Here is a 24291-nt window from a genome sequence, read left to right as displayed (position 1 = left end):
CCATGGCGGTGGAGGAGCGGACGCAGGAGGAGATCCTGCGCGACCTGCTGGAGCACGTCCGCGACGGGCTCGGGCTGGAGGCGACGATCGAGATCGAGTCCAACGAGGAGGCGCTGATCGGCACGCTCCACGGCGAGGAGCTGGGGATCTTCATCGGCCGCCACGGCCAGACGATCGACGCCGTGCAGCACCTGGCCCAGCGGATCCTGCTGGCCAACCCGGAGACCGAGCGCCGCCGGATCGTCGTCGACGCCGAGGGCTATCGCGCCCGCCGGCGCGAGGCGCTGGAGAAGCAGGCCGACCAGGCCGCGATCGAGGCCGAGAAGTTCGGCCGCCCGGTGGCGCTGGACGCGATGACCGCCAGCGAGCGCAAGCACGTCCACGAGTACCTGCGCGAGCGCGGCGGCGTGGACACCCACTCCGAGGGCGACGAGCCCGAGCGGCACCTCGTGGTGTCGCCGATGGGGCGCTAGCGCTTCCGCTCGCCGCAGACCCGGTTTTCACGTGAAACGCCCGCCGATCCGGCGGGCGTTCTTCGTTGCGGGGGCGTTTCACATGAAACGGACGGCGCGCGGGCGACGTCGGGGAGATCGGGGCGTTTCACATGAAACGCGGCGAACGCGTCCGCTGCGACTGCCACGGCCGGACCCGGGGATGGCAGCGGACGCGCGGCGTTCGGGGCAGGGACCTCCGCCGGGGACGTCTCCGTCTTCACCACCGGAGCGGAGCGAGGAGGCCGCGCCGTGGCGCCAACGGCGCCGTCCCTCCGCGGCGCCCGGGCCCGGGGTGCGAACCGACCGCTCTCCGTCAGCGGTCGGGCGTCGTCTCGACCGCCCGCGTCGCGTCGTGCGCCCACTGCGACCAGGAGCCCGGGTAGAGCCGACCCTGGCCGAGCCCGGCGTGCTCGATCACCAGCAGGTTGTGGCACGCCGTGACGCCGGAGCCGCAGTAGGAGACGACTGGCGCCTCGCCGTCGATGCCCACGGCCGCCAGGCGCTCCCGGAGCGTGGGGCCCGGCAGCAGACGGCCGTCGGCGTCCAGGTGCTCGCGGCAGGGCAGGGACCGCGCGCCGGGGATGTGGCCCGCGCGCGGGTCGATGCCGTCGGGCTCGCCGTCGAAGCGGTCGCGCTGGCGGGCGTCGATCGTGACGTTCTCGGGCGCGGCCGCGGCGTCGGCGGAGGCCAGCCGATCCGCCGGCCACGGCTTCGGGGTGAAGCGCGCGGGGACCACCGGTGCCTCCAGCGTCTCCAGCGGTCCGTTCCAGGCGGCCAGGCCGCCGTCCAACAGCGCCGCGTCGTGGCCCAGCGCGCGGAGCATCCAGACCAGACGGGCCGCGATCACCCCGCCGACGTCGTCGTAGGCCACGACGATCGTGTCGTCGCCGATGCCGCGGGCCGACAGCCCCTCGGCGAACGTCTCGGGAGACGGGAGCGGATGGCGGCCCTCGGCGGGGGACCCGGGCGCGGCGAGCCATCGCTCGAGGTCGACGTGGACCGCGCCGGGCAGATGGCCGGCGTCGTAGGCCGCGCGCGGCGAGCGGCCGTCGAGGTAGAACCGGACGTCGGCGAGCACCACGTCGTCGCGGTGGGCGGCCAGCCAGGCGATGTCGACGATCGGAGGGAGCACGTCCCGCAGCGTTTCACATGAAACGCCGCACGACCCTGACGCGTTTCACGTGGAACGACCACTACATTGCATGCCGCATGAGCTTCGTCGACCTCCGCCTCGAAGAGCTGGCGCAGCTGTACGCGCTGCCGCCGCGAGCGCCCGCCACCTTGCGGGCGCTGTTGGATCTCGTCCAGGCCGAGCCGACCTCGATCACGACCGTCCGCGACCCGGAGCGCGGGGTCGACCTCCACATCGCGGACTCGCTGGCCGGCCTGGCGGTGCCCGCGGTCTGCGAGGCCTGCAGCATCGCCGACCTCGGCAGCGGCGGCGGGTTCCCCGGCCTCGTGCTGGCCGCGGTGCTGCCCGAGACCCGCGTCACGCTGGTCGAGAGCGTCGGCAAGAAGTGCAAGTTCCTCCAGCGCGCCGCGGAGACTCTGGAGCTGCGCAACGTGGACGTCGTCAACGCGCGCGCGGAGGCGTGGCAGGGCGGGCTCGGCACACAGGACGTCGTCACGGCCCGGGCGCTCGCGCCGCTGAACGTCATCGTCGAGTACGCGGCGCCGCTGCTGGTTGAGGGTGGGACGTTCGTCGCGTGGAAGGGTCGCAGGGATCCGTCCGCCGAGGCTGATGGAGTAGCGGCCGCCGACATCGTGGGCCTCGAGCCCGCCGACTCGGACCCGATCCCCGTGGAGACGTCCATCCACGGGGCCGACGCCCGACACCTCTACGTCTACCTGAAGGTTCGGGATACGCCGGACGAGTTCCCTCGCCGAGAGGGAATGGCCCGCAAACGGCCACTTCAGGCCTCGATCAGAGGCTGATAGTTCGCGTGCAACAGCCGAAACCGGCTGCCGTCCGACCGCGTTCGCCGCTACCGTGACCCGTCGAATGGGCACCGTGTACGCGATCGCGAACCAGAAGGGCGGGGTGGGCAAGACCACCACCGCGGTGAACGTCGCGGCGTGCATCGCCGAGGCCGGCTACGACACGCTCCTCGTCGACATCGACCCGCAAGCCAACGCCACCGTCGGCCTCGGGCTCCCCAAGGACGCGGTCCCGAACGTCTACGACGTCCTGGCCGGGGACGCGACCGCCGAGGCCGCGCTGAAGCCCTCCTCGATCGAGCGGCTCCACGTCCTGCCGTCGTCGGCGGACCTCGCGGGCGCGAACGTGGAGCTGCCGCGCCAGGCGGGCTCCGAGCAGCGGCTGCGCGAGGCGCTGGACCCGCTGCGCGAGCGGTTCGCCTTCATCATCCTCGACTGCCCGCCATCGCTGGGCCCGCTGACCGTCAACGCGCTGGTCGCGGCGGACCGCGTGATCGTGCCGGTCCAGACCGAGTACTTCGCGCTGGAGGGCCTGGCGGGTCTGCTCGACACGCTCGCGCTGATCCAGCGCGAGCTGAACCCGCGCCTGACGATCGCCGGGATGCTGCTGACGATGCACGACGGCCGCACGCGCCTGGCGCGCGACGTCGAGCGCGAGGTCCGCGAGCACTTCCCCGAGCTGGTCTTCGACACGGTCATCCCGCGCAACGTGCGCATCGGCGAGGCGCCGTCCTACGGCCGCCCGGTCATCCACCACGACCCGCACTGCGTCGGCTCGGACGCCTACTTCGAGCTGGCCAAGGAGGTCGCGGCCCGTGGCTGAGCGCGGCATGGGGCGCGGGCTGGCGGCGATCCTCTCGGTCTCCCAGCCCGAGCCCGGCACCGAGGGCGATCCGTCGACCGGCACCGCGGCGCGCACCGAGCTGCGCGACCTGCCGATCGCGCTCGTCCGGCCCAACAAGGACCAGCCGCGCCGCCAGTTCGACGAGGCGTCGCTGCAGGCGCTGGCCGACTCGGTCTCCGAGCGCGGCGTGCTGCAGCCGGTCCTCGTGCGCCCGCGCGCGGGCGGGACGTACGAGATCGTCGCCGGCGAGCGCCGGTGGCGCGCCGCCCAGCTGGCCGGGCTCGACGCCGTGCCCGCGATCGTCCAGGACCGCGACGACGCGACGACGCTCGAGGTCGCGCTGGTCGAGAACATGGCGCGCGAGGACCTCAACCCGGTCGAGGAGGCGCGCGCGGTGGCGGGCCTCGTCGAGGAGCTGGGGCTCACGCGCGAGGAGGTCGGCAAGCGCGTCGGGCGCAGCCGCGTCGCGATCTCCAACTTGCTGCGGATCCTCGACCTGCCCGACGACGCGCTCGCGCTGCTGGCGGACGGCACGCTGACCGAGGGCCACGGCCGGGCGCTGCTGCTGGCCGAGGGCCACGCCGACCGCCGGCGCCTGGCGCGCGCGGCGGCCGACGGCGCCTGGTCGGTCCGCGTCACCGAGGAGCAGGCCCGCGCGGCCAACGACGCCGGCGGCTCGTCGCGGGCCTCCGGGAAGGCGATCCACCCCGATCAGGCCGCGGCCGCGACGGAGATCGCCGACGCGCTCGGCGGCGCCCTGGGCACCGAGGTCAAGGTCAAGCCGCGCGGCACCGGATACAAGGTCGAGCTCGCGCTGGGCTCCCTCGACGAGGCCCTCGCGCTGGCCCAGCGTGTCCGCGCCGGGGGCTGACCCCGCGCTACACTTCCGCTCCGCACTGCGGGCGATTAGCTCAGTCGGTTAGAGCGCTTCTCTGATAAGGAAGAGGTCCCAGGTTCGAATCCTGGATCGCCCACTCGAAAGGCCCCGGAGTCCGGGGCCTTTGTCGTTCTCGGGCGCGAACGCGCTTTGAACCCTGGGCGCCGGGGCGCGCTCGGACCGCGCCTATACTGGCCGGACACCACCGAGGAGCTCATCTCTCGTGCAGGAAATGGTCATCTACGGCGTCTCGTTCGACATGGTCGGAAAGCAGCCGATCGTGCTGCTGAAGACGGTCGACTCCAACAAGTTCCTGCCCATCTGGATCGGGCATCCGGAGGCGGCGGCGATCCTCATGAAGCTGCAGGGCGCGACCACGCCGCGCCCGATGACGCACGACCTGCTGTGCGACATGCTCGGCGAGCTCGAGGTCAAGTGCACGCAGGTGGCCGTGACCGAGCTGCGCGACAACACGTTCTTCGCCGCGATCACGCTGAACGTCAACGGACGCGACCTCGAGATCGACTCCCGCCCGTCCGACGCGCTGGCGATCGCCGTGCGCTCCGGCGCGCCGATCTTCGCGGCCGAGGAGGTCATCGCCGAGTCGGCGATCGAGTTCGAGCACGAGGTCGAGGACACCGAGGAGGTCGTCGACCGCTTCAAGGAGTTCCTGGACCAGGTGTCGCCGGAGGACTTCGCGGGCGACAGCTAGGCCCGGCGGCTCAGGCCGTCGCCCCGGCCCGCGCCAGCGCGCGGTCCAGCAGCCGGACGATGAGGTCGTCGAACGCGATCCCCGCGGCGTCGGCGGCCTGCGGGAGCAGCGAGGTCTCGGTCAGGCCCGGGATCACGTTGGCCTCCAGCACGTGCAGCTCGCCCTCGTCGTCGAGCAGTAGGTCGACGCGCGAGACGTCGCGGCAGCCCAGCAGCTCGTGGACCGCGACCGCCAGCTCCTGGGCGCGGGCAGTGATCTCGTCGGGCAGCCGCGCCGGGCACACGAACGCCGTGCGACCGATCTCGTAGCGCGCGTCGAAGTCGTAGGCGCCCTCCTCGGGCACCGCCTCCACGATCGGCAGCGGCTGTCCGTCAAGGACCGAGACGGCCAGATCTCGCCCGGCCACGTGCCGTTCCAGCAGGACCTTGCCGGAGTACGACAGCGCCGCGACCAGCGCCCCCGGGACCTCGCTCGCGTCGCGGGCGATCCGCAGCCCCAGCGCGCTGCCCTGGTCGGCGGGCTTGACGACCATCGGGAACCCGATCCGGTCGGCGATCTCGCCCAGCGCCTCGGCGGCGCCCAGCTGCTTGAACGCGGTCTCGGTGAACGCGACGAAGTCCGGCGTCGGCAGCCCCGCGTCGATCATGTGGTGCTTGGCCAGCACCTTGTCGGCGCAGCGGATGCACGCGCTCACGCCCGAGCCGGTGTACGGCAGGCCGAGGATCTCCAGCAGCTCCTGGACCGTTCCGTCCTCGCCGTCGCGGCCGTGCAGCGCCAGGAACACGACGTCGGGCGCCAGCTCGCGCAGCCGTCGGACGAGGTCGTGGTCGACGTCGATGCCGATCGCCTCGTGCCCGCGCCGCTTCAGCGCGTCCTCGACGCGCGCGCCCGAGCGCAGCGACACCTCGCGCTCCAGCGAGCGGCCGCCCTTCAGGACCGCGACGCGGCTCACCGCTCGCTCCCATGGCGGCGGGTCCGTCCACCGCGATTCGTCGCGAGGGGCCTCACCGCTCGCTCCCAGGGCGGCGGATCCGCCCACCGCGATCCGTCGCGAGGGGCCTCACCGCTCGCTCCCATGGCGGCGGGTCCGTCCACCGCGATTCGTGGCGAGGGGCCTCATCGCGCGCCGCGCCAGCGGCGCTCGCCCGCCTGCTTGCGCGGCAGGTGCAGGACGTCGGCCAGGTCCGGGTCGGGCTCGGCCGCCGTCGCCTCGCGCTCGGGGGCGGCCGGCGCGGGCCGCGAGCCGGTCAGCGCGCCGAACAGCTCCAGCTGCTCGCCGACGACCTCGCCGATGCGCCGCACGCCCTCGCGGATGTCGGCGTCGCCGACGCCGCTGAAGTTCAACCGCATCGACGCCGCGCCGCGCCCGTCGAGGTAGGCGCCGCGACCCGGCACGAACGCCACGTTGCGCTGCAGCGCGCGCGCCAGCAGGTCGGTCGTGTCGATCTCGGTCGGCAGCGTCGCCCAGACGAACAGGCCGCCCTCGGGCCGCGTCCAGGTCGCCTCCGCCGGGAAGTGCTCGGCCAAGGCCCCCAACAACGTGTCGCGCCGTCCGCGGTACAGGCCCTTGAGGTCCTCCAGGTACGGCTCCCACTGGCCCTCGCGGAAGTACTGCGCCACGAAGTGCTGGGTCATCGACGACGTGCAGAGGTCGGCGCCCTGCTTGCCGAGGTTCATCTTCGCCAGCACCGGCGCGGGCGCGACCGCCCACCCGAGGCGCAGGCCGGCCGAGAGGATCTTCGAGAACGTCCCGAGGTAGATGATGAAGTCGCCGCCGCTCAGCTCCAGCAGCGTCGGGAGCGGGTCGCCCTCGTAGCGCAGCAACCCATAGGGGTTGTCTTCCAACACCAGCAGCTCGCGCTCGGCGGCGACCTCGACCAGGCGCTTGCGCCGCGGCAGCGACATCGTCACGCCGCCCGGGTTCTGGAAGTTCGGGATCGTGTAGATGAACTTCGGGCGCCGGCCCTCGCGCTCCAGCCGGTCCAGCGTCTCCTCGAGCACGTCGATCGGCATGCCGTCGGCGTCCATCTCGATCTGCACGACGTCGGCCTGGAACGACGCGAACGACGGGATCGCGCCCGGGTAGGTCGGCGCCTCGGCGACGATCACGTCGCCCGGGTCGATCAGCGTGCGGCAGACGAGGTCGATGACCTGCTGGCCGCCGGTGGTGACCATGATGTCCTCGGGGTCGACCTCGGCGCCCTCCGCGGCCATCACGTGCCGGATCGCGTCCTTGACGATCGACAGCCCCTCGGTCGGCCCGTACTGCAGCGCCGCGGCGGTCGACGTCGCCGCCACCTTGGCCATGATCGCCGCGAAGTTCTCCGCGGGGAAGGTGCTCGTGTCCGGCAGCCCGCCGGCCAGCGAGATGACCTCGGGGCGCTCGGTGATCGCCATCAGGTCGCGCATCGCCGAGGACTTCATCCCGCGCGTGCGGGACGCGAACAGCCCGGCGTACCGCTCCAGCTCGTGGGCGGCGGCGCGCTGGGGGCGTCGGGAGCGGGGCGTCATGCCGCTCCGTCCTTCGCCGTCGGGACCTCCGGACCTTCGGTCTGTCATGGTCCCGAGTCACGGTACCGATGAAGCTCGTTCTCGACATCCTCCAGGGCCTGGGCCTCGCGTCAGCGGTGGGCCTGCGGCCGTTCCTCCCGGCGCTCCTGGCGGGCGCCCTCGCCGCCGGCAACGTCGGCCTCGACTTCGACGGGACCGCGTTCGCGTTCCTCGAGTCGCCGGTCTGGCTGCTGGTCCTCGCGCTCGCGCTCGTCGCGACGCTGTTCGCCCGGAAAGTCCTGGAAACGCCGCCCGGCGAGGCCGCGCTGGCGGGCATCGGGATCGGCCTCGGCGCGCTGCTGTGCGCCGCCTCGATCGACGATCGCCACGCCGTGTGGTGGTACGGCCTGATCATCGGCGCCATCGCCGCGCTGCTGGCCTCGACGGTCTCGCGCAGCCTCTTCAACCGCGTCCGCGCGCGCTTCACCGCCGCCGGGGACAGCCAGGCGGCAGCGGCTCTGCCCTGGTACGGAGAGGCCGCCGGCCTGGTCGTCGCGGGCGCCAGCGTCCTGTTCCCGCCGCTGGCGATCGTCGCCATCGGCTTCCTCGTCGCGCTCTTCGTCACCGGGCGCCGCCGCAGCGACCAGAAGTACGCGGGCCTGCGGATCCTGCGCTAGAACCACAGGGCATGCGCCGCCTGCTGCTCGCGGTCATCGACGGGTGCAAGCCGTCCATGCTCGATCGGGCGATCGAGCAGGGCGACGCGCCCGCGTTGCGGGCGATCCGCGAGCGCGGCACGCAGGTCAGCTCGCTGTGCGCCGCGTTCCCGAGCGTGACGCCGGTCTGCGCGACGTCGATCGCCACCGGCGTCCTGCAGGACCGCCACCGGATCGCGGCGATGAACTGGTGGAAGCGCGACGAGCGCCGCTACGTCGAGTACGGCTCGTCGTTTCGCGCGGCGCGCAAGCTCGGCATCGCCCGCCAGCTGACCGACACGGTGTACAACCTCAACGGCAGCCACCTGGCGGAGGACGCGCCGACGATCTACGAGTCGCTGGACGACGCCGGGATCCGGACGGCGGGGACGACCTACCTCGTCTATCGCGGCCGCCACGAGCACCGGGTCTCGCGCGAGACCGCGCTGACCCGCCTGGCCGGCCAGCTCTTCCGCAAGCCGGTGCTCGGCCCGCGCGAGCTGTTCTACGCCGACATCTTCGCCAGCCGCGAGACCGGATGCCGCGGCCAGATGGGCCTGCCGGGGATCCGCGACCAGCACTCGGGCTGCGTCGGCGCGTGGCTCGCGGCGCGCGACCTGTACGACTTCCTGCTGCTGTCGCTGCCCGACAACGACACGCACTCCCACAAGAACGGGCCGCACGCCCAGCCGGTCTCGATCGCGGCCGCCGACGCCCAGATCATGCGCGTCGCCGAGGCCGCCGGCGGGCTGCAGACGTTCCTCGACACCCACGCGGTGGTCGTCTGCGCCGACCACTCCCACGCGGCGGTCGAGCAGCGGATCGACCTGCGCGGCGCCTTCGCGGAGTGGGAGGTCGCGGGCGAGAGCGGGGTGGCGGGCGAGGACGCCGAGCTGGCGTTGTGCCCCAACCAGCGTGCCGCGATGGTGTACGCCTTGGTCGAGCACGGGCGCGCCGCGGTCGTCCCGCGCGTGCTCGCCACCGCGCGTGAGATCGACGGCGTCGACGTGCTCGCCTACCGCGACGGCGAGCAGGGCGTCATCGAGTCCCCGGCCCGCGGCACGCTGCGCTTCGCGCCCGCGACCGGCGGCGACGGCGGCGGCCCCGGCGCCGTCCGCGACGCGCGCGGCAACGCCTGGACGGTCGCCGGCGACCTCGCCGCGCTGAGCGCCCAGACCTCCGACGGGCGCTTCGACGCGCCCGACTATCCGGACGCGCTGCGGCGCGTGTGGGCCGCGCTGACCTGCGCGACCTCCGGAGACGTCCTGCTGTCCGCGGCGCCCGGGTACGAGTTCCCGGACTGGGGCGGCGCCGCCCACCTCGGCGGCGGCAGCCACGGCTCGCTGCACCACAGCGACTCGCTCGGCGCGCTGGTCTTCTGCGGCCTGGAGGATCCCGGGCACGAGCAGTGGTCGATCACCGACGTCGCCCCGATGGTGCGCGCCCACTTCGGCGCGGCGTAGCTCGCCCTTAAGGACGGGTGAGTAGCCTTGCCCGCCAGTGCCCGAAGCGCTTGACACGCTGCGCCACCGCGACCGTGTTCGCCACGGCGTGCGCAAGGCCGACAACTGGTGGCAGCTGGCTCGCTTCACGGCGGTGGGCGCCAGCGGCTACGTCGTCAACCTCGTGACGTTCGCGCTGTGCGTGCACGCGCTCGACCTCGACTTCCGGATCGCCGCCGTGATCGCGTTCCTGGTCGCGGTGACCAACAACTTCTGGTGGAACCGCCACTGGACGTTCGGGTCGGCGCGCGGCGGCCACGCCGGCCACCAGGCGTTCCGCTTCCTGGTCGTCAGCATCGCCGCCTTCGCCGTGAACTTCGTGGTGCTGGAGCTGCTGGTCACGGGCGTCGGGCTGAAGGAGGTCGTCGCCCAGGCGATCGCGGTCGCGACCGCGACGCCGTGCAACTTCCTCGGCAACAAGCTCTGGACGTTCACGGAGTGACGCACCGCCTGCTCCTCCTGCTGGTGGTGCTCGCCGGCGCGCTCGCGCTGCCCGGCGCCGTGGTGGCGCAGACGACGACCGTCACCACCTCGGGGATCGCGCCGCCGGTCCCGACCGCGCCCGCCGACCCCAACGCGCTCACGCGCGTGGACAACCTCGCCGCCACGCCGCCCGGCCACCGGCTCGTCGGTCAGCAGGCGCTGACGATCGCCGCGGGCAGCAAGAAGGTCAAGCAGGCGCTGAAGACGTACCCGAAGGCCAAGCCGGAGGTCTTCCTCAAGGGCCCCAACGACTGGCAGGTGAGCTGGTTCACGCCCGGCACCGGCGACGCCCGCAAGGAGGTCGCGCAGGTCCGGATCAACGACCGCTCGGCGACGATCCAGGAGGCGTGGAACGGCCCGCAGGTCGCGTGGACGATGGCGCGCGGCTACCCGGGCGCGTTCGGGCGCAAGGTCAACTCGCCGTGGGTCTGGATCCCGCTGACCGTGCTGTTCCTCGCGCCGTTCCTGCGCGGCCGACCGCGCTGGCTGTGGTTCGACCTCGGCGCGCTGGCGGCGTTCGGGATCTCGGTGGCGTTCTTCAACGACGCCAACATCAGCGCGTCGGTGCCGATCAGCAGCGTGCTGTTGCTGTACCTGCTGATCCGCATGCTGGCGCTCGGCTACCGCCGCGTGTGGCGCCGCGCCGACGTCGACGGCGCGCCGCCGACCGAGCCGCTGCGGATGTGGATCCCGCCGGTCTGGCTGGCGGTCGCGCTCGTGTTCCTGGTCGGCTTCCGGATCGGCCTGAACCTCAACGCCTCCAACGTGATCGACGTGGGGTACTCGGGTGTCATCGGCGCCGACCACCTCGTCGACGGGACCAAGATCTACGGGAACTTCCCCAAGGACGACGAGCACGGCGACACCTACGGCCCGGTCGCCTACGAGGCCTACGTCCCGTTCGAGCAGGCGTTCCCGTGGAGCGGCCGCTGGGACGACCTGCCCGCCGCGCACGCGGCCGCGATCGCCTTCGACCTGCTGACGCTGTTGTTCCTGTTCTTGGCGGGGCGCCGGATCCGCGGCCCCGGCCTGGGCGTCGTGCTCGCCTACTCGTGGGCCGCGTGGCCGTTCAGCCTGTACGTGTTGAACTGCAACAGCAACGACGGCCTCGTCGCCGCGCTGGCCGCCGCCACGCTCTACGTCGCCGCCAAGCCCGCCGCGCGCGGGATGGTCGCCGCGCTCGCGGGCCTGTCGAAGTTCGGCTCGCTGGCGCTCGTGCCGCTGTTGGCCACCCACGACGCGCCGCGCGGCAAGCTCTTCAAGACCATCATGTCGTTCGCGGCCGCGTTCTTGCTGACCGCGCTGATCGTCTCGCTGCCGATCATCCTGCGCGGTGAGTCGCTGCACACGATCTACGACCGCACGATCGCCTTCCAGGCCGATCGCGACGCCCCGTTCTCGATGTGGGGCCTGCACGGCTGGACCGTGGGCGAGCACCTGTGGGAGCTGGGGGCCGTCTTCTTCGCGGTCGTCTCCGCGTTCCTGCCGCGCCGCCGCGACGTCATCGGCCTGGCCGCCGTCGCCGCCGCCGTGGTCATCGGCGTGCAGCTGAGCCTCAACTACTGGTTCTACCTCTACCTGGTGTGGTTCTTCCCGTTCGCGGCCGTCGCGCTCTTCGCGCGCTACAGGATCCCCGACCCGGCCTAGCCCTCTCGGCGGTCGCGCTGATCGCCGTCTGGCTGGTGTCGGTCGACCACGGGCCGTTCAGCGGCGCGCAGGTCAGCGACCTCTACCTCTACGGGCAGTACCAGCACCTGCTGCGGGACGGCCTCGTGCCGTTCCGGGACTTCGACTTCGAGTACCCGCCGGGCGCGCTGCTGCCGCTGTGGATCGCGGGCGGCCACGCGATCGGGATGTCGCTGCTGATGCTCGCCTGCGCGCTGGCGACCCAGGGCGCGGCGTGGGCGATCGGCGGCGCCCGGGCGGGCTGGGCGATGGTGGCGCTGCCGCCGGTCGCGGGCGCGCTGGTGCGCACGCACTTCGACCTCTTCCCGGTCGCGCTCGCGCTCGGCGGCCTGGCGCTGGTCGTCACGCGGCCGCGGCGCGGCGCCGTCGAGGCCGGGCTGGTCCTGCTCGCGCTCGGCACGATGACCAAGCTGTGGCCGGCGGCGATCGCGGCGGTGGCGGTCGCCTGGCTGGTCGGGCGCGGCGAGACGCGCCTGGCGCTGCGCGCGACGGCCGCCTTCGTCGTCGTGGTCCTCGTCACCGGGATCCCGTTCGCGGCGCTCGGCGGCTTCCCGTCCACGATGGTCCGCTTCCACCTCGACCGGCCGGTGCAGATCGAGTCGACGGCGGCGACCGTGCTGGAGGTCGTCGGCGGCTCGTCGGTCACCGGCGACCCGATCCGCCACGACGCGTTCAAGTCCAACGGGTTGGACGGCGGCGCGGCCGACCTCGTGCAGGCGCTCAGCTCGCTCGCGCTCGTCGTCGCCGGCCTGGCCGTCCTGTGGCTGGCCCGGCGACGGCCGACCGCCGACGCGCTGGTGTTCGCGGCGCTGGCGATCACGCTGGCCTTCGTGGCCTTCAGCAAGGTGCTGTCGCCGCAGTACATGGTGTGGCTGCTGCCGCTGGCGGCCGTCGCCTTCGGGCGCGGCGCCCGCCTCGGCCCGGCGCTGGTGGCCCTCGCGTCGCTGACCACCCAGCTGTGGTTCCCGGCGCGCTACTTCGACGTCGTCTACCAGCACGCCTGGGCGGTCACCGCCGTCGGCGTCAGGAACGTCCTGCTGCTGGCGGCCCTGGCCGCCACGGCGCGAGCACTTGCTCGATCGCCTGGGCCCGCCGTGGCGACTCCGCGCAGCGGATGACCACCGCGTTGATCCACGGGTCCTCGTCGGAGGTCTCGTAGCGGACGTTCATGTGGGTGCGCAGCGACTGGATCGACTGCTCCTTCTTGACGCCGAGCACCCCGCCGCGCGGGCCGGTCATGCCGACGTCGGTGATGTACGCGGTCCCGCCGGGCAGCACGCGCGCGTCCGCGGTCGGCACGTGGGTGTGGGTGCCGACGACCGCCGTCACGCGGCCGTCCAGGTACCAGCCCATCGCGACCTTCTCGCTGGTCAGCTCGGCGTGCATGTCGACCAGGACGTGGTCGACCTTGCCCTCCAGCTCGCGCAGGACGTTGTCGATCTCCAGGAACGCGACGCGCCCCGCGCGCAGGTGCACGTTGCCGGACAGGTTCACCACGCCCAGGCGCACGCCGTCCTTCTCCACGACCGTCCACCCGCGGCCCGGCTGGGTCGACAGGTAGTTGGCGGGCCGCACGATCGGCTTGCCGGAGTCCAGGTAGCCGTTGATCTCCGCGCGGCGGTAGGTGTGGTTGCCGAGCGTGATCGCGTCCACGCCGCCCGCGAAGAGGTCGTCGGCGAGCTTGGGCGTGATGCCCAGCCCGCCGGCGACGTTCTCGCCGTTGACGACGACGAAGGTCGGCGCATAGCGCTCGCGGAGCTCGGGCAGCAGACCCAACAGGGTCCGTCGGCCGAGGCCACCGACGAGGTCTCCGGCGAACAGGATGGTCGGGGCGGCGGGCACGTCGCATACTCTGGCGGACGGAGGAGATGAGCGGCGAGCGATCGACAGAGGACGAGGACTGGGCGGGCCACGACCCGCTCGATGCGCAGCCGCCCCCCGAGGCGGGCGTCGGGAGCTCGTCGATCCCGAAGGTCGTCGTCCCGCGCTGGATCCAGCTCGTCGCGCTGCCGCTGTGCGTCATCGCGCTCTACCTCGTCGCCAAGGCGGCGGGGATCGTCCTCATCGCGTTCACGGTCGCCGCGGTCGTCGCGCTGATCCTCAACCCGATGGTGTCGTTCCTGCAGCGGCGCCGGCTGCCGCGCGGGGTCGCGATCGTGATCGTCTACCTCGGGCTGATCGGCGTGCTCGGGCTCGTCGGCGTCCTGCTGGCCAACCCGGTCGCCGACCAGGCCCAGAAGTTCGGCAACGACGTGCCCTCGATCGTCAAGGACGCCAACGACCGCCTGGCCGACCTCCAGAGCTACTTCGACGACAAGGGCATCAACATCGAGGTCAAGCGCCAGGGCGAGACCGCGCTGCAGACCCTGCAGGAGAAGGTCGTCGGCGGCACGAGCGACATCGTGGACTTCGGCGGCCAGATCCTGAAGACCGCCGTGACCGCCGGCCTCGGGCTGATCCTGGTCGTCGTGCTGTCGGTGTACATGCTCATCTACGGCGAGCGGATCGGCGAGATGGTCCGATCGGTGATGCCGCCCGGGGACGGCACGGCCGCCGACGACTTCCCGCTGCGGATCCAGCGCGCCGTCGCCGGCTACGTCCGCGGCCAGCTGCTGTTCAGCGTGGCGATGGGCACCGGCGCGGGGCTGGGCATGTACGTGTTCGGCATCGCCGGCGTCTTCCCCGACGGCAAGACCTATGCCTTCGCGTTCGGCGCGTGGTTCGGCCTGATGGAGCTGGTGCCGTTCGTCGGCCCGTTCCTCGGCGCGCTGCCGCCGCTGCTGATCGCGCTCTTCCAGGACCCGCTGACCGCGGTCTGGCTCGGGATCTTCTTCACGGCCCTGCAGCAGCTGGAGGGCCATGTCGTCGCCCCCTACATCTTCGGCCACACGCTGCGGATCAACCCGTTGTTGGTGATCTTCGCGCTGCTGCTGGGCGGCGAGGCCTACGGGTTCCTCGGCGCGCTGCTGTCGCTGCCGATCGCGGCGATGGTGCGCGAGACGGTGGTCTACCTGCGCCGCCATCTGGTGCTGGAGCCGTGGGGGACGAGCAGCGTGCTCGGCCTGGCCGGACCACCGCCGGCGCGGCACTGCCCGGAGTGCGGGGCGGCGGCGTCGCGCGGCGACACGTTCTGCCGCGCGTGCGGCGCCCCGCTGACGTCCACGGAAGTAGCCTCTCGCCGGTGACCGACGCCGTGGCGGCGCTCGAGGCCCGGGACGTGATCCGGCGCTTCGGCGCGAGAGAGGCCCTGCGCGGGGTGTCGCTGGCGGTCGCGCCGGGCGAGACGCTGGCGATCATCGGGCCCAACGGCGCGGGCAAGACCACGCTGCTGTCGATCCTCGGCGGCGTGCTCGCGCCGACGGCGGGGACGGTCAGCCGCGACCCGCGCGCGGTCGGCTGGGTGCCCCAGCAGCCGGCGGTCTACGCGAAGCTGACGGTCGCGGAGAACCTCGCGCTGTTCGCGCGGCTGGAGGGCGTCGCCGACCCGCGCGCGGTCGTGGACCGGATGCTCGACCAGACCGGATTGCGCGAGCGCGCCGGCGACGAGCTGGGGACGCTGTCGGGCGGCAACCGCCAGCGCGTGAACATCGCGGTCGGCCTGCTCGGCGACCCGGCCGTGCTGCTGCTCGACGAGCCGTCGTCGTCGCTGGACCCGCGCCAGCGCGAGCGCCTGTGGTCGTTCGTGGGCGGCCTGACGGCGAGCGGGGCCGCCGTCGTATTCACCACGCACAACGTCTCGGAGGCCGAGCGCTACGCCGACCGCGTGCTCGTGCTGGCCGACGGCGAGCTGCTGTTCGAGGGGACGCCGAGCGCGCTGCACGAGGCGGTCGGCAGCAACGCCTATGACTTCGAGGCGGCGTTCGTCGCGTTCCTGCGGGAGCGGGGCCACTAGCCCGTGCGCGGCGTCGCCTTCCTGCTGGGCAAGGACCTGCGCATCCTGCGGCGCTCGCCGTTGTTGGTGACGTTGCTGGTCGTCTACCCGGTCGTGATCGCGGTGTTGATCGGCCTGGCGCTGTCCAAGGGGCCGGACAAGCCGCGCGTGGCGATCCTCAACGAGCTGCCCCAGCAGTCGGGCGAGGTCGCGATCGCGGGCACGACCGTCGACCCCAACGACTACGCGGGCAAGTTGTTCGAGTCGATCACGCCGGTGACCGTCCACAGCCGCGCCGAGGCCGAGCGGAAGGTGCGCGACGGCGACGTGCTGGCGGCGATCGTCGTGCCCAAGGACCTGATCCAGCGCCTGCGGTCGACGATCTCGCTGAGCGGCCGGTCGGCCAAGCCGGCGGTCGAGGTGATGTACAACGCCGAGGACCCGGTCAAGCAGCAGTTCGTGCAGTCGACGATCGACGCGCGCGTCGGGGACCTCAACAAGGCGGTCGCGACGAAGCTGACGCAGATCGCGACGCGCTACCTGGACATCCTGCTCAAGGGCGGGGACTTCTCGATCCTCGGCACGAAGTTCGAGGTGCTCGGGCTGACCAAGTCCAAGGCCTTGATCGACTCGGTGCTCACGCGCGCGCCGCAATCGTCGTCCGACCACGAGGCGCTGGGCCGCGTCTCGCGCTTCGCGCAGCTGGCCATCGACAACCTCGACCTCTCCGACACCGTGTTGTCGTCCTTGACCGCGCCGGTCCGGGTCGACCAGAAGATCGTCTCGGGACGGCGCACGCCGCTGGACGCCTACGCGGTGACGGTCGCGGTGACCATGTCCTTGATGTTGGTCTGCGTGCTGCTGGCGGCGGGGATGCTGGCGCTGGAGCGTGAGGAGCACGCGTTCGCGCGGCTCGTCCGCGGGCTCGTGTCGCGCACCGGGCTGATCGCCGAGAAGGTGCTGCTGGCCGCGGTGTGCGCCGCGGCGGTCACGTTCGTCATGGCCGCGGGCGTGTCGATCTTCGTGACGCTCGACTGGTCGCGCGTGGCGCTGTGGATCGTCGCGCTCGTGGGCGGCGGCCTCGCGTTCGGGGCGTTCGGCGTCGCGTTGGGCGCGATGGCGCGCGAGGTCCGCGCCGCGTCGCTGCTGGCGATCCTGCTCGCGCTGCCGATCGCGTTCCTGGCGCTCGTGCCCTCGGGCGCGGTCGCCGACGGCCTCTACGACGCGATCCGCGTGGTCTCGGCGCTGTTCCCGTACCGCGCCGCGCTCGACGCGGTCGACGCGGCGCTCAACGACGCCGGCGGGCTCGGCGCCGCGCTGGCGCACCTCGCGGCGCTCGTGGTCGGCTGGTGCGCGATCGCGCGTGTCAGCCTGCGACGCTTCGCCTAGTGTCGTGATTCGCGCGCGGGATGCGCCGATAGGCTGGCGCGCGATGCGAATCCGCGCCACGTTCCCGAGCATGTTGGTCCTCCTCGCCATTGCGGTCCCCGCGGCGCAGGCGGACGTCGCGGTCACCACCGAGGCCGACGACGTCAGCGCTGACGGGCACTGCTCGCTGCGCGAGGCGCTCGCGGCCGCCGCCGCGCACGATCCCTCCGCGCCCGACTGCCCGGGTGCGACCGCCTCGGGGACCGTCAAGGTCACGCTGCCGGCGGGCCACTACGCGCTGACCGGCACCGACCTCGAGGTGCTGGACGCCGACGCCGACGTCCTGCTCACCGGTGCCGGCCAGGGCGCGACGACGATCGGGCCCAACCCCGACGACCGCCTGCTCGACGTCGTGGCCGGCGCGCGCGTCGGCCTCTCGAACCTGAAGCTCACCGGCGGCCGGGCGCCCGACGGCGAGGACGGCGGCGCGATCCGCAACGCGGGGCAGCTGACGCTCGCGAGCGTGACGATCACCGACGCGCGCGCGGGCGCGGGGACCGCGCCGGGCGGGGACGGCGGGGACGGTGGCGGCATCTTCAACCTCGGTCGGCTCACGCTCGTCGGCGTCACGCTGTCCGACGTGCACGCGGGCAACGGGCGCGGCGGCGCCGCCGGCGCGTCCTCGGCGGGCGCCACGCCCGGTGGTGTCGGCGGTGGTGGCGGTGCGGGCGGTGGCGGCGGCGCGATCTGGAGCGCGGGGTCGGGCTCGGTGCACGCCATCGACCTGACGATCGGCGACGCCACGGCGGGCAACGGCGGCGCGGGCGGTGCCGGTGGCGCCGGCGAACCCGGGGGCGTCGGCGGGGCCGGCGGGGCGGGCGGCTTCGCCGGGGCGCTCGCGCTCGGGTCGGCGTCGGACACGCTCACGGGCACGCACATCGCGCGGGCGTCGGGCGGCAACGGCGGCGCGGGCGGCGCGGGAGGGCCCGGCGCCGGCGGCAGCGGCCAGGACGGCGGCGTCGGCGGGGCGGGCGGCTCGTCCGGCTACGCGGGCGCGCTGCTGCTCGCCGGGGCGACGGTCTCCGACCTGACCATCGGCGACGGCGGCACCGGAACGGGCGGCGCCGGTGGGCTGGGCGGCGCCGGCGACGGCGCGGGTGCCGGTGGCGTGGGCGGGTTCGGCGGCAGCGCGATCGGCGGCGGGGCGATCGTGACCCAGGACACGGTCTCGATCGCCCGCGCGACGATCCGCGACAACACGGTCGGCCCGGCCGGCAACGGGGGTCGGGGCGGCGCCGGCTCGGACTCCGCCCCCGGCGGGGCCGGAGGCGCGGTCATCCTCGGCGGCGGCGCGATCTTCCAGATCGACGGCGCGCTGACGCTCTCCGACAGCCTGGTCGCCGACAACGACGCGGGCTCCGGCGGCGCGGGCGGCACCGGAGCCGTCGCCGGGTCCTCCGGCTCCGGCGGCCATGGCGGTGCGCTGGCCGTCGCCGACGGCACCGTGACCGCGACGAACGTGACGCTGACCGGCAACCACGTCGCCGCGGGCGGCCAGGGCGCCGGCGTCGCGCGGGTCGGCGGCGGCGCGAGCATCGCGCTGCACCACGTCACCGTCGCCGGGAACGTGGCGACGGGGAGCGGGGTCGGCGGGACCGTCGGCGTGGCCGACCTCCGCGGGTCGATCGTCGCCGACAACGCGGGCGGCGCGCAGTGCTCCGGCGTGGCCGACGCCACCCGCGCGGCGATCTCCGGCGACAGCACCTGCGGGCCGGTGGTCGCCGACCCGCGGCTCGGCGCGTTGGCCGACCACGGCGGGCCGACCGAGACGCTGCTGCCCGCCGCGGGCAGCCCGGCGATCGACGCGGCCGACTCCGGCGTCTGCCCGGCCACCGACCAGCGCGGCGCGCCGCGCCCGGTCGGCGTGAGCTGCGACGCGGGGGCGGTCGAGGTGGTCCCGGCGCCGTCGTGCGCGTCGGGGATCGTCGCCGCGACGTCGCCCGACGTCGCGAGGTCCTTCGCGCTCGTCTGCGAGGACGGGACGGGCGGCCCGCTGGACTACGAGATCGTCTCGGGGCCCGCCCACGGGTCGATCCGGGTGTCGTCCGACGGCGTCGCGACCTACACGCCGGAGCGCGGCTTCACGGGCAACGACGGCTTCACCTACCGGGCATCGAGCGTCTTCGGCGGCACCGGCGCGGAGGCCACGGCGACGATCGTCGTGTCGGATTCGGCCTGCTGCGCCCCGCCGCCCGTCCCGCAACCGCCGGCCTCCCAGGAGCCGCCCGCTGCGCAGCAGCCCCAGCCCCAGCCGCAGCCGCAGCCCCACACGCTGTCGAAGGCGTTCAGCGCGCTGTCGATCAAGGCCAAGCAGAAGGGCAAGGCGGTCAAGGGCTCGCTGAAGGTCGCCCACGCGCGCTCCAAGCTGACGCTCACGCTCACGATCCCCGGGAAGGCCAAGAAGGCCAAGCCGATCGCGATCGGGACGTTGACCATCAAGAAGGTCAAGGCGGGCAAGCGGTCGTTCACGATCAAGTTGGACAAGAAGCACGGGCTCGCCGCGCAGAAGCGCCAGAGGACGCTGAAGGTGACGGTGCGGGTCACGGTCACGCCGCCGACCGGCGCCGCGCTCACCCAGACCAAGACCATCACGTTGACACGCTGACCGGGGTGCTACGTTCGCATCCTCGGTGCTCGCCCACGTCCCCCCTCGCATCCGCCTCGACGCCGAGCACACGGCGATCCGGCCGCTGACGCCGTCCGACGCCACGGAGTTCGCCGAGGCGGTGATCGCCAACCGGCCGCACACGTCGCCGTGGGAGCCGATCCACGCCGAGGCGCACTACACGCGCGCGGGCCAGCTGGAGACGCTGCAGCGCGACGTCGAGGCCTGGGAGCTGGGGACCGGCTACGCGTTCGCGGTGCTCGATCGCGGCGCGGGCGACGCGATCATCGGACGCATGGCGCTGGGCAACGTCGTCCGCGGCGCCTGGCGCAACGCGACGCTCGGCTACTGGGTGTCGGCCGCGGCCGGCGGGCGCGGGCACGCCACCTCGGCGGTCCGGCTGATCTGCGAGTTCGCCTTCGACCACGCCGGGCTGCACCGCGTCCAGCCCGCGGTCATCCCGCGCAACGTCCGATCGATCCGCGTCGTCGAGAAGTCCGGCTTCCGGCGCGAGGGCCGCGCGCTGAAGTACCTCAACATCAACGGCGTCTGGGAGGACCACGAGATCTTCGCCATGACGCTGGAGGACTGGGAGGCCGCCCGCGGAGACCGCTGAGGCGCCGGAGCCCACGCCCGACCGGCCGGAAGGCGCCGCGCCACCTGAGCTGACATCGCCCGCGGGCTACGCTTTGGATCGACATGCCCGCTGCCTTTCCCGCTCTGCGCCTGCGCCGCCTGCGCCGCACCGGCGCGCTGCGCGACCTCGTGCGCGAGACCACGCTGCAGCCGTCGGACCTGATCCTGCCGATCTTCGTGGAGGAGGGCCTGGAGGGCCGGTCGCCGATCGCCTCGATGCCGGGCGTCGACCGCCACGGGATCGCGTCGGCCGTCGAGGAGGCCGCAAGCGCGCTGGCGCTCGGCGTCCCGGCCGTGATCCTGTTCGGCATTCCGGCCGAGAAGGACGCCGACGGCACCGGCGCCTGGGACGACGAGGGCGCCGTGCAGCTGGCCACGCGCGCGATCAAGGCCGCGCACCCCGACATGGTCGTGCTCACCGACGTCTGCCTCTGCGAGTACACCGACCACGGCCACTGCGGGCGCCTGACGCCCGAGGGCGTCGTCGACAACGACGCGTCGCTGGAGCTGCTGGCCCGCACCGCGATCTCCCACGCGCGCGCGGGCGCGGACGCCGTCGCGCCCAGCGACATGATGGACGGCCGCGTCGGGGCCATCCGCTCCGCGCTGGACGCCGAGGGCTTCTCCGACACGCCGATCGTCGCCTACAGCGCCAAGTACGCCTCCGCCTTCTACGGCCCGTTCCGCGAGGCCGCGGGCTCGACCCCGAGCTTCGGCGATCGCAAGAGCTACCAGATGGATCCGGGCAACGCCGACGAGGCGCTGCGCGAGGTCGCGCTGGACGTCGAGGAGGGCGCCGACATGGTCATGGTCAAGCCCGCCGTCCCCTACCTGGACGTGCTCTGGCGCGTCAAGGAGACGACGCGCATGCCGCTCGTCGCATACCACGTGGGCGGCGAGTACGTCATGCTCAAGGCGGCCGCGGCCACTGGTCATCTCGACGAGCGGACCGCCGTGCTGGAGACGCTCACGTCGATCCGCCGTGCCGGCGCCGACGTCATCATCACCTATTACGCGAAGGACGCCGCTCAGTGGCTGCAGTGACCCCCAAGATCCGCTCGCGCAAGGACGGCGCCGCCGTCCCGCTGGACGAGTTCGACAAGAAGCTCCTCAACGCGATGCAGGGCGCGTTCCCGATCGTGCCGCGCCCGTACGCCGAGGTCGCCACGGCGCTGGGCGTGCGGGAGGACGTGGTCCTCAAGCGCGTCGCCGAGCTCGTCCAGCAGCGCATCATCCGCCAGGTCACGCCGATCTACGACACGCGCGCGTTCGGCTACGAGTCGATGCTCGTCGCGGCCAAGGTCGACGCCGAGCACCCGTGGCGCCCGGCCAAGATCATCAACGCGCACCCGGGCGTGTCGCACAACTACCTGCGCAACCACGAGTTCAACATGTGGTTCACGGTCGCCACCGAGCCGGACTCCAAGCTCGGCCTGGAGGGCACGCTGGAGGTCCTCAAGGAGCAGACCGGCGCGGAGTCCGTCCGCATGCTGCCGACGCTCAAGCTGTTCAAGATCCGCATGGACCTGGACATGGCGGGCGGCACCGAGGCGCTGGCCAAGGCCGCCGAGGCCGTGGAGCCCGCCGAGACCGAGCGCCAGCCCTACGACGAGCTGGATCGGGCCGTCGTCCGCGCCACGCAGGGCGACCTGCCGATCGTCTCCGAGCCCTACGCCGACGCCGCCCGCGAGCTGGGCATGCCGGTTGAGAAGCTCGTCGCGCACCTCGAGGGCATGGTCGAGCGGCGCCTGCTGCGCCGCGTCGCCGCGATCCTCTTCCACCGCCGCGCCGGCTTCAGCGCCAACGGCATGGGCGTGTGGAAGGTGCCCGAGGACCGCGTCCTGGAGGCCGGGTCGCGGATGGCCGCCTTCCGCGGCATCAGCCACTGCTACGAGCGCCCGACCTACGCCGACTGGCCCTACCAGCTGTTCACGATGGCCCACGGGCGCTCCAAGGAGGAGTGCGACGCGATCCTCGACGCGATCGAGGCCGAGATCGGCTGCATCGAGCAGCGGGCCACGCTCTACTCCTCGACCGAGTTCAAGAAGGTGCGCCTCCTGTACTTCACGGAGGACTTCAAGAACTGGGAGCGGGAGCACGCGGGCGTCTGATGTCCGTCTCCCTGACCGACGCGAAATCCGCCGAGCTGTACCAGCGCGCGCTGCAGCGCCTGCCCGGCGGGGTCAACTCGCCGGTGCGCGCGATGCGGGCGATCGGGCGCGACCCGATCTTCATCGACCGCGCCGAGGGCGCCGAGATCGTCGACGTCGACGGCAACCGCTACGTCGACTACGTCTGCTCGTGGGGCCCGCTGATCCACGGCCACGCGCACCCCGAGATCCTCGCCGCCGTCTTCGAGGCCGCCCAGCGCGGCACGACGTTCGGCGCGCCGACGGCCGGCGAGGTCGAGATCGCCGAGGAGATCGCGCGGCGGATCCCGTCGGTCGAGATGGTGCGGATGACGTCCTCGGGCACCGAGGCGTCGATGAGCGCGCTGCGCCTGGCGCGCGCCGCGACCGGCCGCACGACGCTGCTGAAGTTCGCCGGCGCCTACCACGGCCACGTCGACGGGCTGCTCGCGCAGGCGGGCAGCGGCCTGGCCACGCAGGGCATCCCGGCCTCGCCGGGCGTCCCCGAGTCCGCCACGCACGAGACCGTGATCGTCCCGTGGAACGACGGCGAGGCCGTCGCCCGCGCGTTCGCCGAGCACGAGCTGGCCGCGGTCATCGCCGAGCCCTACCCGGCCAACATGGGTCTGGTCCCGCCGGTGGAGAACTTCCTCCAGCTGCTGCGCAACAAGGCCGACGAGACCGGCGCGCTGCTGATCTTCGACGAGGTCATCACGGGCTTCCGCGTGGCGCCGGGCGGCGCCCAGGAGCGCGAGGGCGTCACGCCCGACCTCACGGTCATGGGCAAGGTCGTCGGCGGCGGGCTGCCGGCCGCGGCCTACGGCGGCTCGCGGGCGCTGATGGAGCGCGTCGCGCCGGCCGGCGACGTCTACCAGGCGGGCACGCTGAGCGGGAACCCGCTGGCGGTCGCCGCCGGGCTGACGACGCTGCGGATGCTCGACGAGGCCGCCTACATGCGCCTGCGCGCGACGACCGAGACGCTGGCCGCCGGCCTGCGCGACGCGGCCGCCGCGGCGGGCGTGCCGGTCAGCGTCACGTCGGTCCCGGGGCTGCTGACGGTCTTCTTCGCGGAGACCGCGCCGCGCGACTATGCCACCGCGCAGCGGTGCGACCACGACGCCTACGCGGCCTGGTGCCGCGCGCTGCTGGCGCGCGGCGTCTACCCGCCGCCGTCGCAGTACGAGGCGTGGTTCCCGTCGCTGGCGCACACCTCCGAGCACCTGGACCGCACGCTGGACGCCGCTGCCGCCGCCTTCGGCGAGGTCGGCTGAGTGTCGGTCCTCGAACGCCTGGCGGACCTCGTCCGTCAGGACGGCGGCCTGCTCGCCGACGCGCTGCACGCCGACGGCGGGTGGGACCGGCTTCGGACGCCCTACGGGGACGCGGTCGCGCGCGGCCCGCGCGCCGACGGCCACCCCGCCGACCTGCCGCTGGTCCTCGAGGCCGTCCGCGAGGGCTACCTGCTGCATTACGGCGCGCCACGACTGATGTCGCGGGACGACGACGACCTCGCGCTGCTGGCCGGCGACCGGCTCTACGCGCTGGGCCTGGAGCGCCTCGCGGCCGCCGGCGACCTCGTCGCCGTGGCCGCTCTCTCGGACCTCATCGCGCTCTCCGCGCAGGCGCAGTCGAGCCGGGACCCGGCGCTCGCCGACGCGGTCTGGGCGGCCGGTTGCGCGGAGGTCGGCTGGGGGCCCAGCGACGCGCTTCAGGCCGCCAAAAACGGCGCCGTTGCAGGCGAGAACGACGCGGCCGAGCGCCTCGTCGCGGCGGCCCGCCAGGTCGCCGGCGACCTCGCGCCCGCCCTTTGAGCTGACCACCCTCCCGAGGGGCACCGCCCCGACGGGGACCTCGCGATAGATTTCCGGAGCCGGATGCCGTCCAACAGGATCGCGCGTCCC

At 73.3% G+C, this 24291-nt stretch carries 23 protein-coding genes and 1 tRNA gene; 20 read left to right on the top strand and 4 right to left on the bottom strand.

What is annotated here, in order from left to right:
* The first annotated feature begins 2 nt into the window (after positions 1 to 2).
* Positions 3 to 473 carry a protein jag gene (locus VFG42_RS18615; RefSeq protein ID WP_324910273.1) on the top strand — a complete coding sequence of 157 codons (471 nt, stop codon included), beginning with the start codon at positions 3 to 5 and terminating at the stop codon, positions 471 to 473.
* Positions 474 to 807: 334 nt separating this feature from the next.
* Here VFG42_RS18615 and VFG42_RS18610 read toward each other — a convergent pair whose 3' ends face one another.
* Positions 808 to 1626 (bottom strand): sulfurtransferase, encoded by an 819-nt coding sequence (locus VFG42_RS18610; protein WP_324910272.1) that lies wholly within the window; start codon positions 1624 to 1626, stop codon positions 808 to 810.
* Positions 1627 to 1703: 77 nt separating this feature from the next.
* On the opposite strand from VFG42_RS18610, the gene rsmG reads away from it, so the two are divergent.
* The 5 genes from rsmG (at position 1704) to VFG42_RS18585 (ending at position 4865) form a co-directional block, all read left to right on the top strand.
* The gene (gene rsmG / locus VFG42_RS18605) at positions 1704 to 2429 is read left to right on the top strand and encodes a 16S rRNA (guanine(527)-N(7))-methyltransferase RsmG (RefSeq protein WP_324910271.1); all 726 of its coding nucleotides are present in this window, start codon (positions 1704 to 1706) and stop codon (positions 2427 to 2429) included.
* Between the two features lie 67 nt (positions 2430 to 2496).
* Positions 2497 to 3255 carry an AAA family ATPase gene (locus VFG42_RS18600; RefSeq protein WP_324910270.1) on the top strand — a complete coding sequence of 253 codons (759 nt, stop codon included), beginning with the start codon at positions 2497 to 2499 and terminating at the stop codon, positions 3253 to 3255.
* Positions 3248 to 4147, top strand: coding sequence for a ParB/RepB/Spo0J family partition protein (locus tag VFG42_RS18595; RefSeq protein ID WP_324910269.1), 900 nt, complete (start codon positions 3248 to 3250; stop codon positions 4145 to 4147). The genes VFG42_RS18600 and VFG42_RS18595 overlap by 8 nt, the downstream gene beginning before the upstream one ends.
* Before the next feature lie 29 nt (positions 4148 to 4176).
* Positions 4177 to 4250, top strand: a tRNA-Ile gene (locus tag VFG42_RS18590).
* A 135-nt stretch (positions 4251 to 4385) separates the two neighbouring features.
* Positions 4386 to 4865, top strand: a complete 480-nt coding sequence (locus VFG42_RS18585; protein WP_324910410.1) for a bifunctional nuclease family protein — start codon at positions 4386 to 4388, stop codon at positions 4863 to 4865.
* A gap of 10 nt (positions 4866 to 4875) precedes the next feature.
* Here the strand turns inward: VFG42_RS18585 and VFG42_RS18580 are convergent, their stop codons facing one another.
* Complete coding sequence (locus VFG42_RS18580; protein ID WP_324910268.1) at positions 4876 to 5817, bottom strand: D-alanine--D-alanine ligase; 942 nt, start codon at positions 5815 to 5817, stop codon at positions 4876 to 4878.
* A 164-nt stretch (positions 5818 to 5981) separates the two neighbouring features.
* Positions 5982 to 7376 (bottom strand): PLP-dependent aminotransferase family protein, encoded by a 1395-nt coding sequence (locus tag VFG42_RS18575; RefSeq protein ID WP_324910267.1) that lies wholly within the window; start codon positions 7374 to 7376, stop codon positions 5982 to 5984.
* A 68-nt stretch (positions 7377 to 7444) separates the two neighbouring features.
* Here VFG42_RS18575 and VFG42_RS18570 point away from each other — a divergent pair, with 68 nt between their 5' ends.
* From VFG42_RS18570 to VFG42_RS18550, 5 genes are read left to right on the top strand one after another with little or no spacing between them, the layout of a single operon-like run.
* Entirely contained in the window at positions 7445 to 8032 is a 588-nt protein-coding gene (locus VFG42_RS18570) for a DUF4126 family protein (RefSeq protein ID WP_324910266.1), read from the top strand.
* 11 nt (positions 8033 to 8043) lie between these two features.
* The gene (locus VFG42_RS18565; RefSeq protein WP_324910265.1) at positions 8044 to 9513 is read left to right on the top strand and encodes an alkaline phosphatase family protein; all 1470 of its coding nucleotides are present in this window, start codon (positions 8044 to 8046) and stop codon (positions 9511 to 9513) included.
* A gap of 37 nt (positions 9514 to 9550) precedes the next feature.
* On the top strand, positions 9551 to 9994 hold the full coding sequence (locus VFG42_RS18560) for a GtrA family protein (RefSeq protein WP_324910264.1): 444 nt from the start codon (positions 9551 to 9553) through the stop codon (positions 9992 to 9994).
* Complete coding sequence (locus VFG42_RS18555; protein ID WP_324910263.1) at positions 9991 to 11682, top strand: hypothetical protein; 1692 nt, start codon at positions 9991 to 9993, stop codon at positions 11680 to 11682. Before VFG42_RS18560 ends, VFG42_RS18555 begins: the two co-directional genes overlap by 4 nt.
* A gap of 35 nt (positions 11683 to 11717) precedes the next feature.
* Positions 11718 to 12839 (top strand): glycosyltransferase 87 family protein, encoded by a 1122-nt coding sequence (locus VFG42_RS18550; protein ID WP_324910262.1) that lies wholly within the window; start codon positions 11718 to 11720, stop codon positions 12837 to 12839.
* Here VFG42_RS18550 and VFG42_RS18545 read toward each other — a convergent pair.
* Positions 12745 to 13563 carry a TIGR00282 family metallophosphoesterase gene (locus tag VFG42_RS18545; RefSeq protein WP_324910261.1) on the bottom strand — a complete coding sequence of 273 codons (819 nt, stop codon included), beginning with the start codon at positions 13561 to 13563 and terminating at the stop codon, positions 12745 to 12747. The genes VFG42_RS18550 and VFG42_RS18545 overlap by 95 nt on opposite strands.
* Before the next feature lie 26 nt (positions 13564 to 13589).
* On the opposite strand from VFG42_RS18545, the gene VFG42_RS18540 reads away from it, so the two are divergent.
* The 9 genes from VFG42_RS18540 to VFG42_RS18500 all read left to right on the top strand — a co-directional run bounded on the left by VFG42_RS18540 (position 13590) and on the right by VFG42_RS18500 (position 24201).
* On the top strand, positions 13590 to 14906 hold the full coding sequence (locus tag VFG42_RS18540) for an AI-2E family transporter (protein WP_324910260.1): 1317 nt from the start codon (positions 13590 to 13592) through the stop codon (positions 14904 to 14906).
* A complete protein-coding gene (locus VFG42_RS18535; RefSeq protein ID WP_324910259.1) occupies positions 14903 to 15613 on the top strand; it encodes an ABC transporter ATP-binding protein in 711 nt (236 codons plus the stop codon). The genes VFG42_RS18540 and VFG42_RS18535 overlap by 4 nt, the downstream gene beginning before the upstream one ends.
* Before the next feature lie 3 nt (positions 15614 to 15616).
* Entirely contained in the window at positions 15617 to 16981 is a 1365-nt protein-coding gene (locus tag VFG42_RS18530) for an ABC transporter permease (RefSeq protein WP_324910258.1), read from the top strand.
* A gap of 43 nt (positions 16982 to 17024) precedes the next feature.
* The gene (locus tag VFG42_RS18525) at positions 17025 to 19625 is read left to right on the top strand and encodes a choice-of-anchor Q domain-containing protein (protein WP_324910257.1); all 2601 of its coding nucleotides are present in this window, start codon (positions 17025 to 17027) and stop codon (positions 19623 to 19625) included.
* 25 nt (positions 19626 to 19650) lie between these two features.
* The gene (locus VFG42_RS18520) at positions 19651 to 20241 is read left to right on the top strand and encodes a GNAT family protein (protein ID WP_324910256.1); all 591 of its coding nucleotides are present in this window, start codon (positions 19651 to 19653) and stop codon (positions 20239 to 20241) included.
* Between the two features lie 83 nt (positions 20242 to 20324).
* Positions 20325 to 21305, top strand: coding sequence for a porphobilinogen synthase (hemB, locus tag VFG42_RS18515; RefSeq protein ID WP_324910255.1), 981 nt, complete (start codon positions 20325 to 20327; stop codon positions 21303 to 21305).
* The gene (locus VFG42_RS18510; protein ID WP_324910254.1) at positions 21293 to 22372 is read left to right on the top strand and encodes an AsnC family transcriptional regulator; all 1080 of its coding nucleotides are present in this window, start codon (positions 21293 to 21295) and stop codon (positions 22370 to 22372) included. Before hemB ends, VFG42_RS18510 begins: the two co-directional genes overlap by 13 nt.
* On the top strand, positions 22372 to 23661 hold the full coding sequence (gene hemL, locus VFG42_RS18505) for a glutamate-1-semialdehyde 2,1-aminomutase (protein WP_324910253.1): 1290 nt from the start codon (positions 22372 to 22374) through the stop codon (positions 23659 to 23661). Before VFG42_RS18510 ends, hemL begins: the two co-directional genes overlap by 1 nt.
* Positions 23662 to 24201: a hypothetical protein gene (locus tag VFG42_RS18500; RefSeq protein WP_324910252.1), complete on the top strand. Its 540-nt coding sequence runs from the start codon at positions 23662 to 23664 to the stop codon at positions 24199 to 24201.
* The last annotated feature ends 90 nt before the right edge of the window (positions 24202 to 24291 follow it).

Origin of the sequence: Baekduia sp., from assembly GCF_035685985.1 — a bacterium.
GTDB lineage: Bacteria > Actinomycetota > Thermoleophilia > Solirubrobacterales > Solirubrobacteraceae > Baekduia.
Note: the sequence above shows the minus strand (reverse complement) of the source record. Positions and strands in the feature narration are given on the sequence as shown.

Coding starts and splice junctions, on each gene's coding strand:
- VFG42_RS18615 (WP_324910273.1), top strand. CDS start 3: ATGGCGGTGGAGGAGCGGACGCAGGAGGAGATCCTGCGCGACCTGCTG.
- rsmG (WP_324910271.1), top strand. CDS start 1,704: ATGAGCTTCGTCGACCTCCGCCTCGAAGAGCTGGCGCAGCTGTACGCG.
- VFG42_RS18600 (WP_324910270.1), top strand. CDS start 2,497: ATGGGCACCGTGTACGCGATCGCGAACCAGAAGGGCGGGGTGGGCAAG.
- VFG42_RS18585 (WP_324910410.1), top strand. CDS start 4,386: ATGGTCATCTACGGCGTCTCGTTCGACATGGTCGGAAAGCAGCCGATC.
- VFG42_RS18575 (WP_324910267.1), bottom strand. CDS start 7,376: ATGACGCCCCGCTCCCGACGCCCCCAGCGCGCCGCCGCCCACGAGCTG.
- VFG42_RS18570 (WP_324910266.1), top strand. CDS start 7,445: ATGAAGCTCGTTCTCGACATCCTCCAGGGCCTGGGCCTCGCGTCAGCG.
- VFG42_RS18565 (WP_324910265.1), top strand. CDS start 8,044: ATGCGCCGCCTGCTGCTCGCGGTCATCGACGGGTGCAAGCCGTCCATG.
- VFG42_RS18540 (WP_324910260.1), top strand. CDS start 13,590: ATGAGCGGCGAGCGATCGACAGAGGACGAGGACTGGGCGGGCCACGAC.
- VFG42_RS18525 (WP_324910257.1), top strand. CDS start 17,025: ATGCGAATCCGCGCCACGTTCCCGAGCATGTTGGTCCTCCTCGCCATT.
- hemB (WP_324910255.1), top strand. CDS start 20,325: ATGCCCGCTGCCTTTCCCGCTCTGCGCCTGCGCCGCCTGCGCCGCACC.
- hemL (WP_324910253.1), top strand. CDS start 22,372: ATGTCCGTCTCCCTGACCGACGCGAAATCCGCCGAGCTGTACCAGCGC.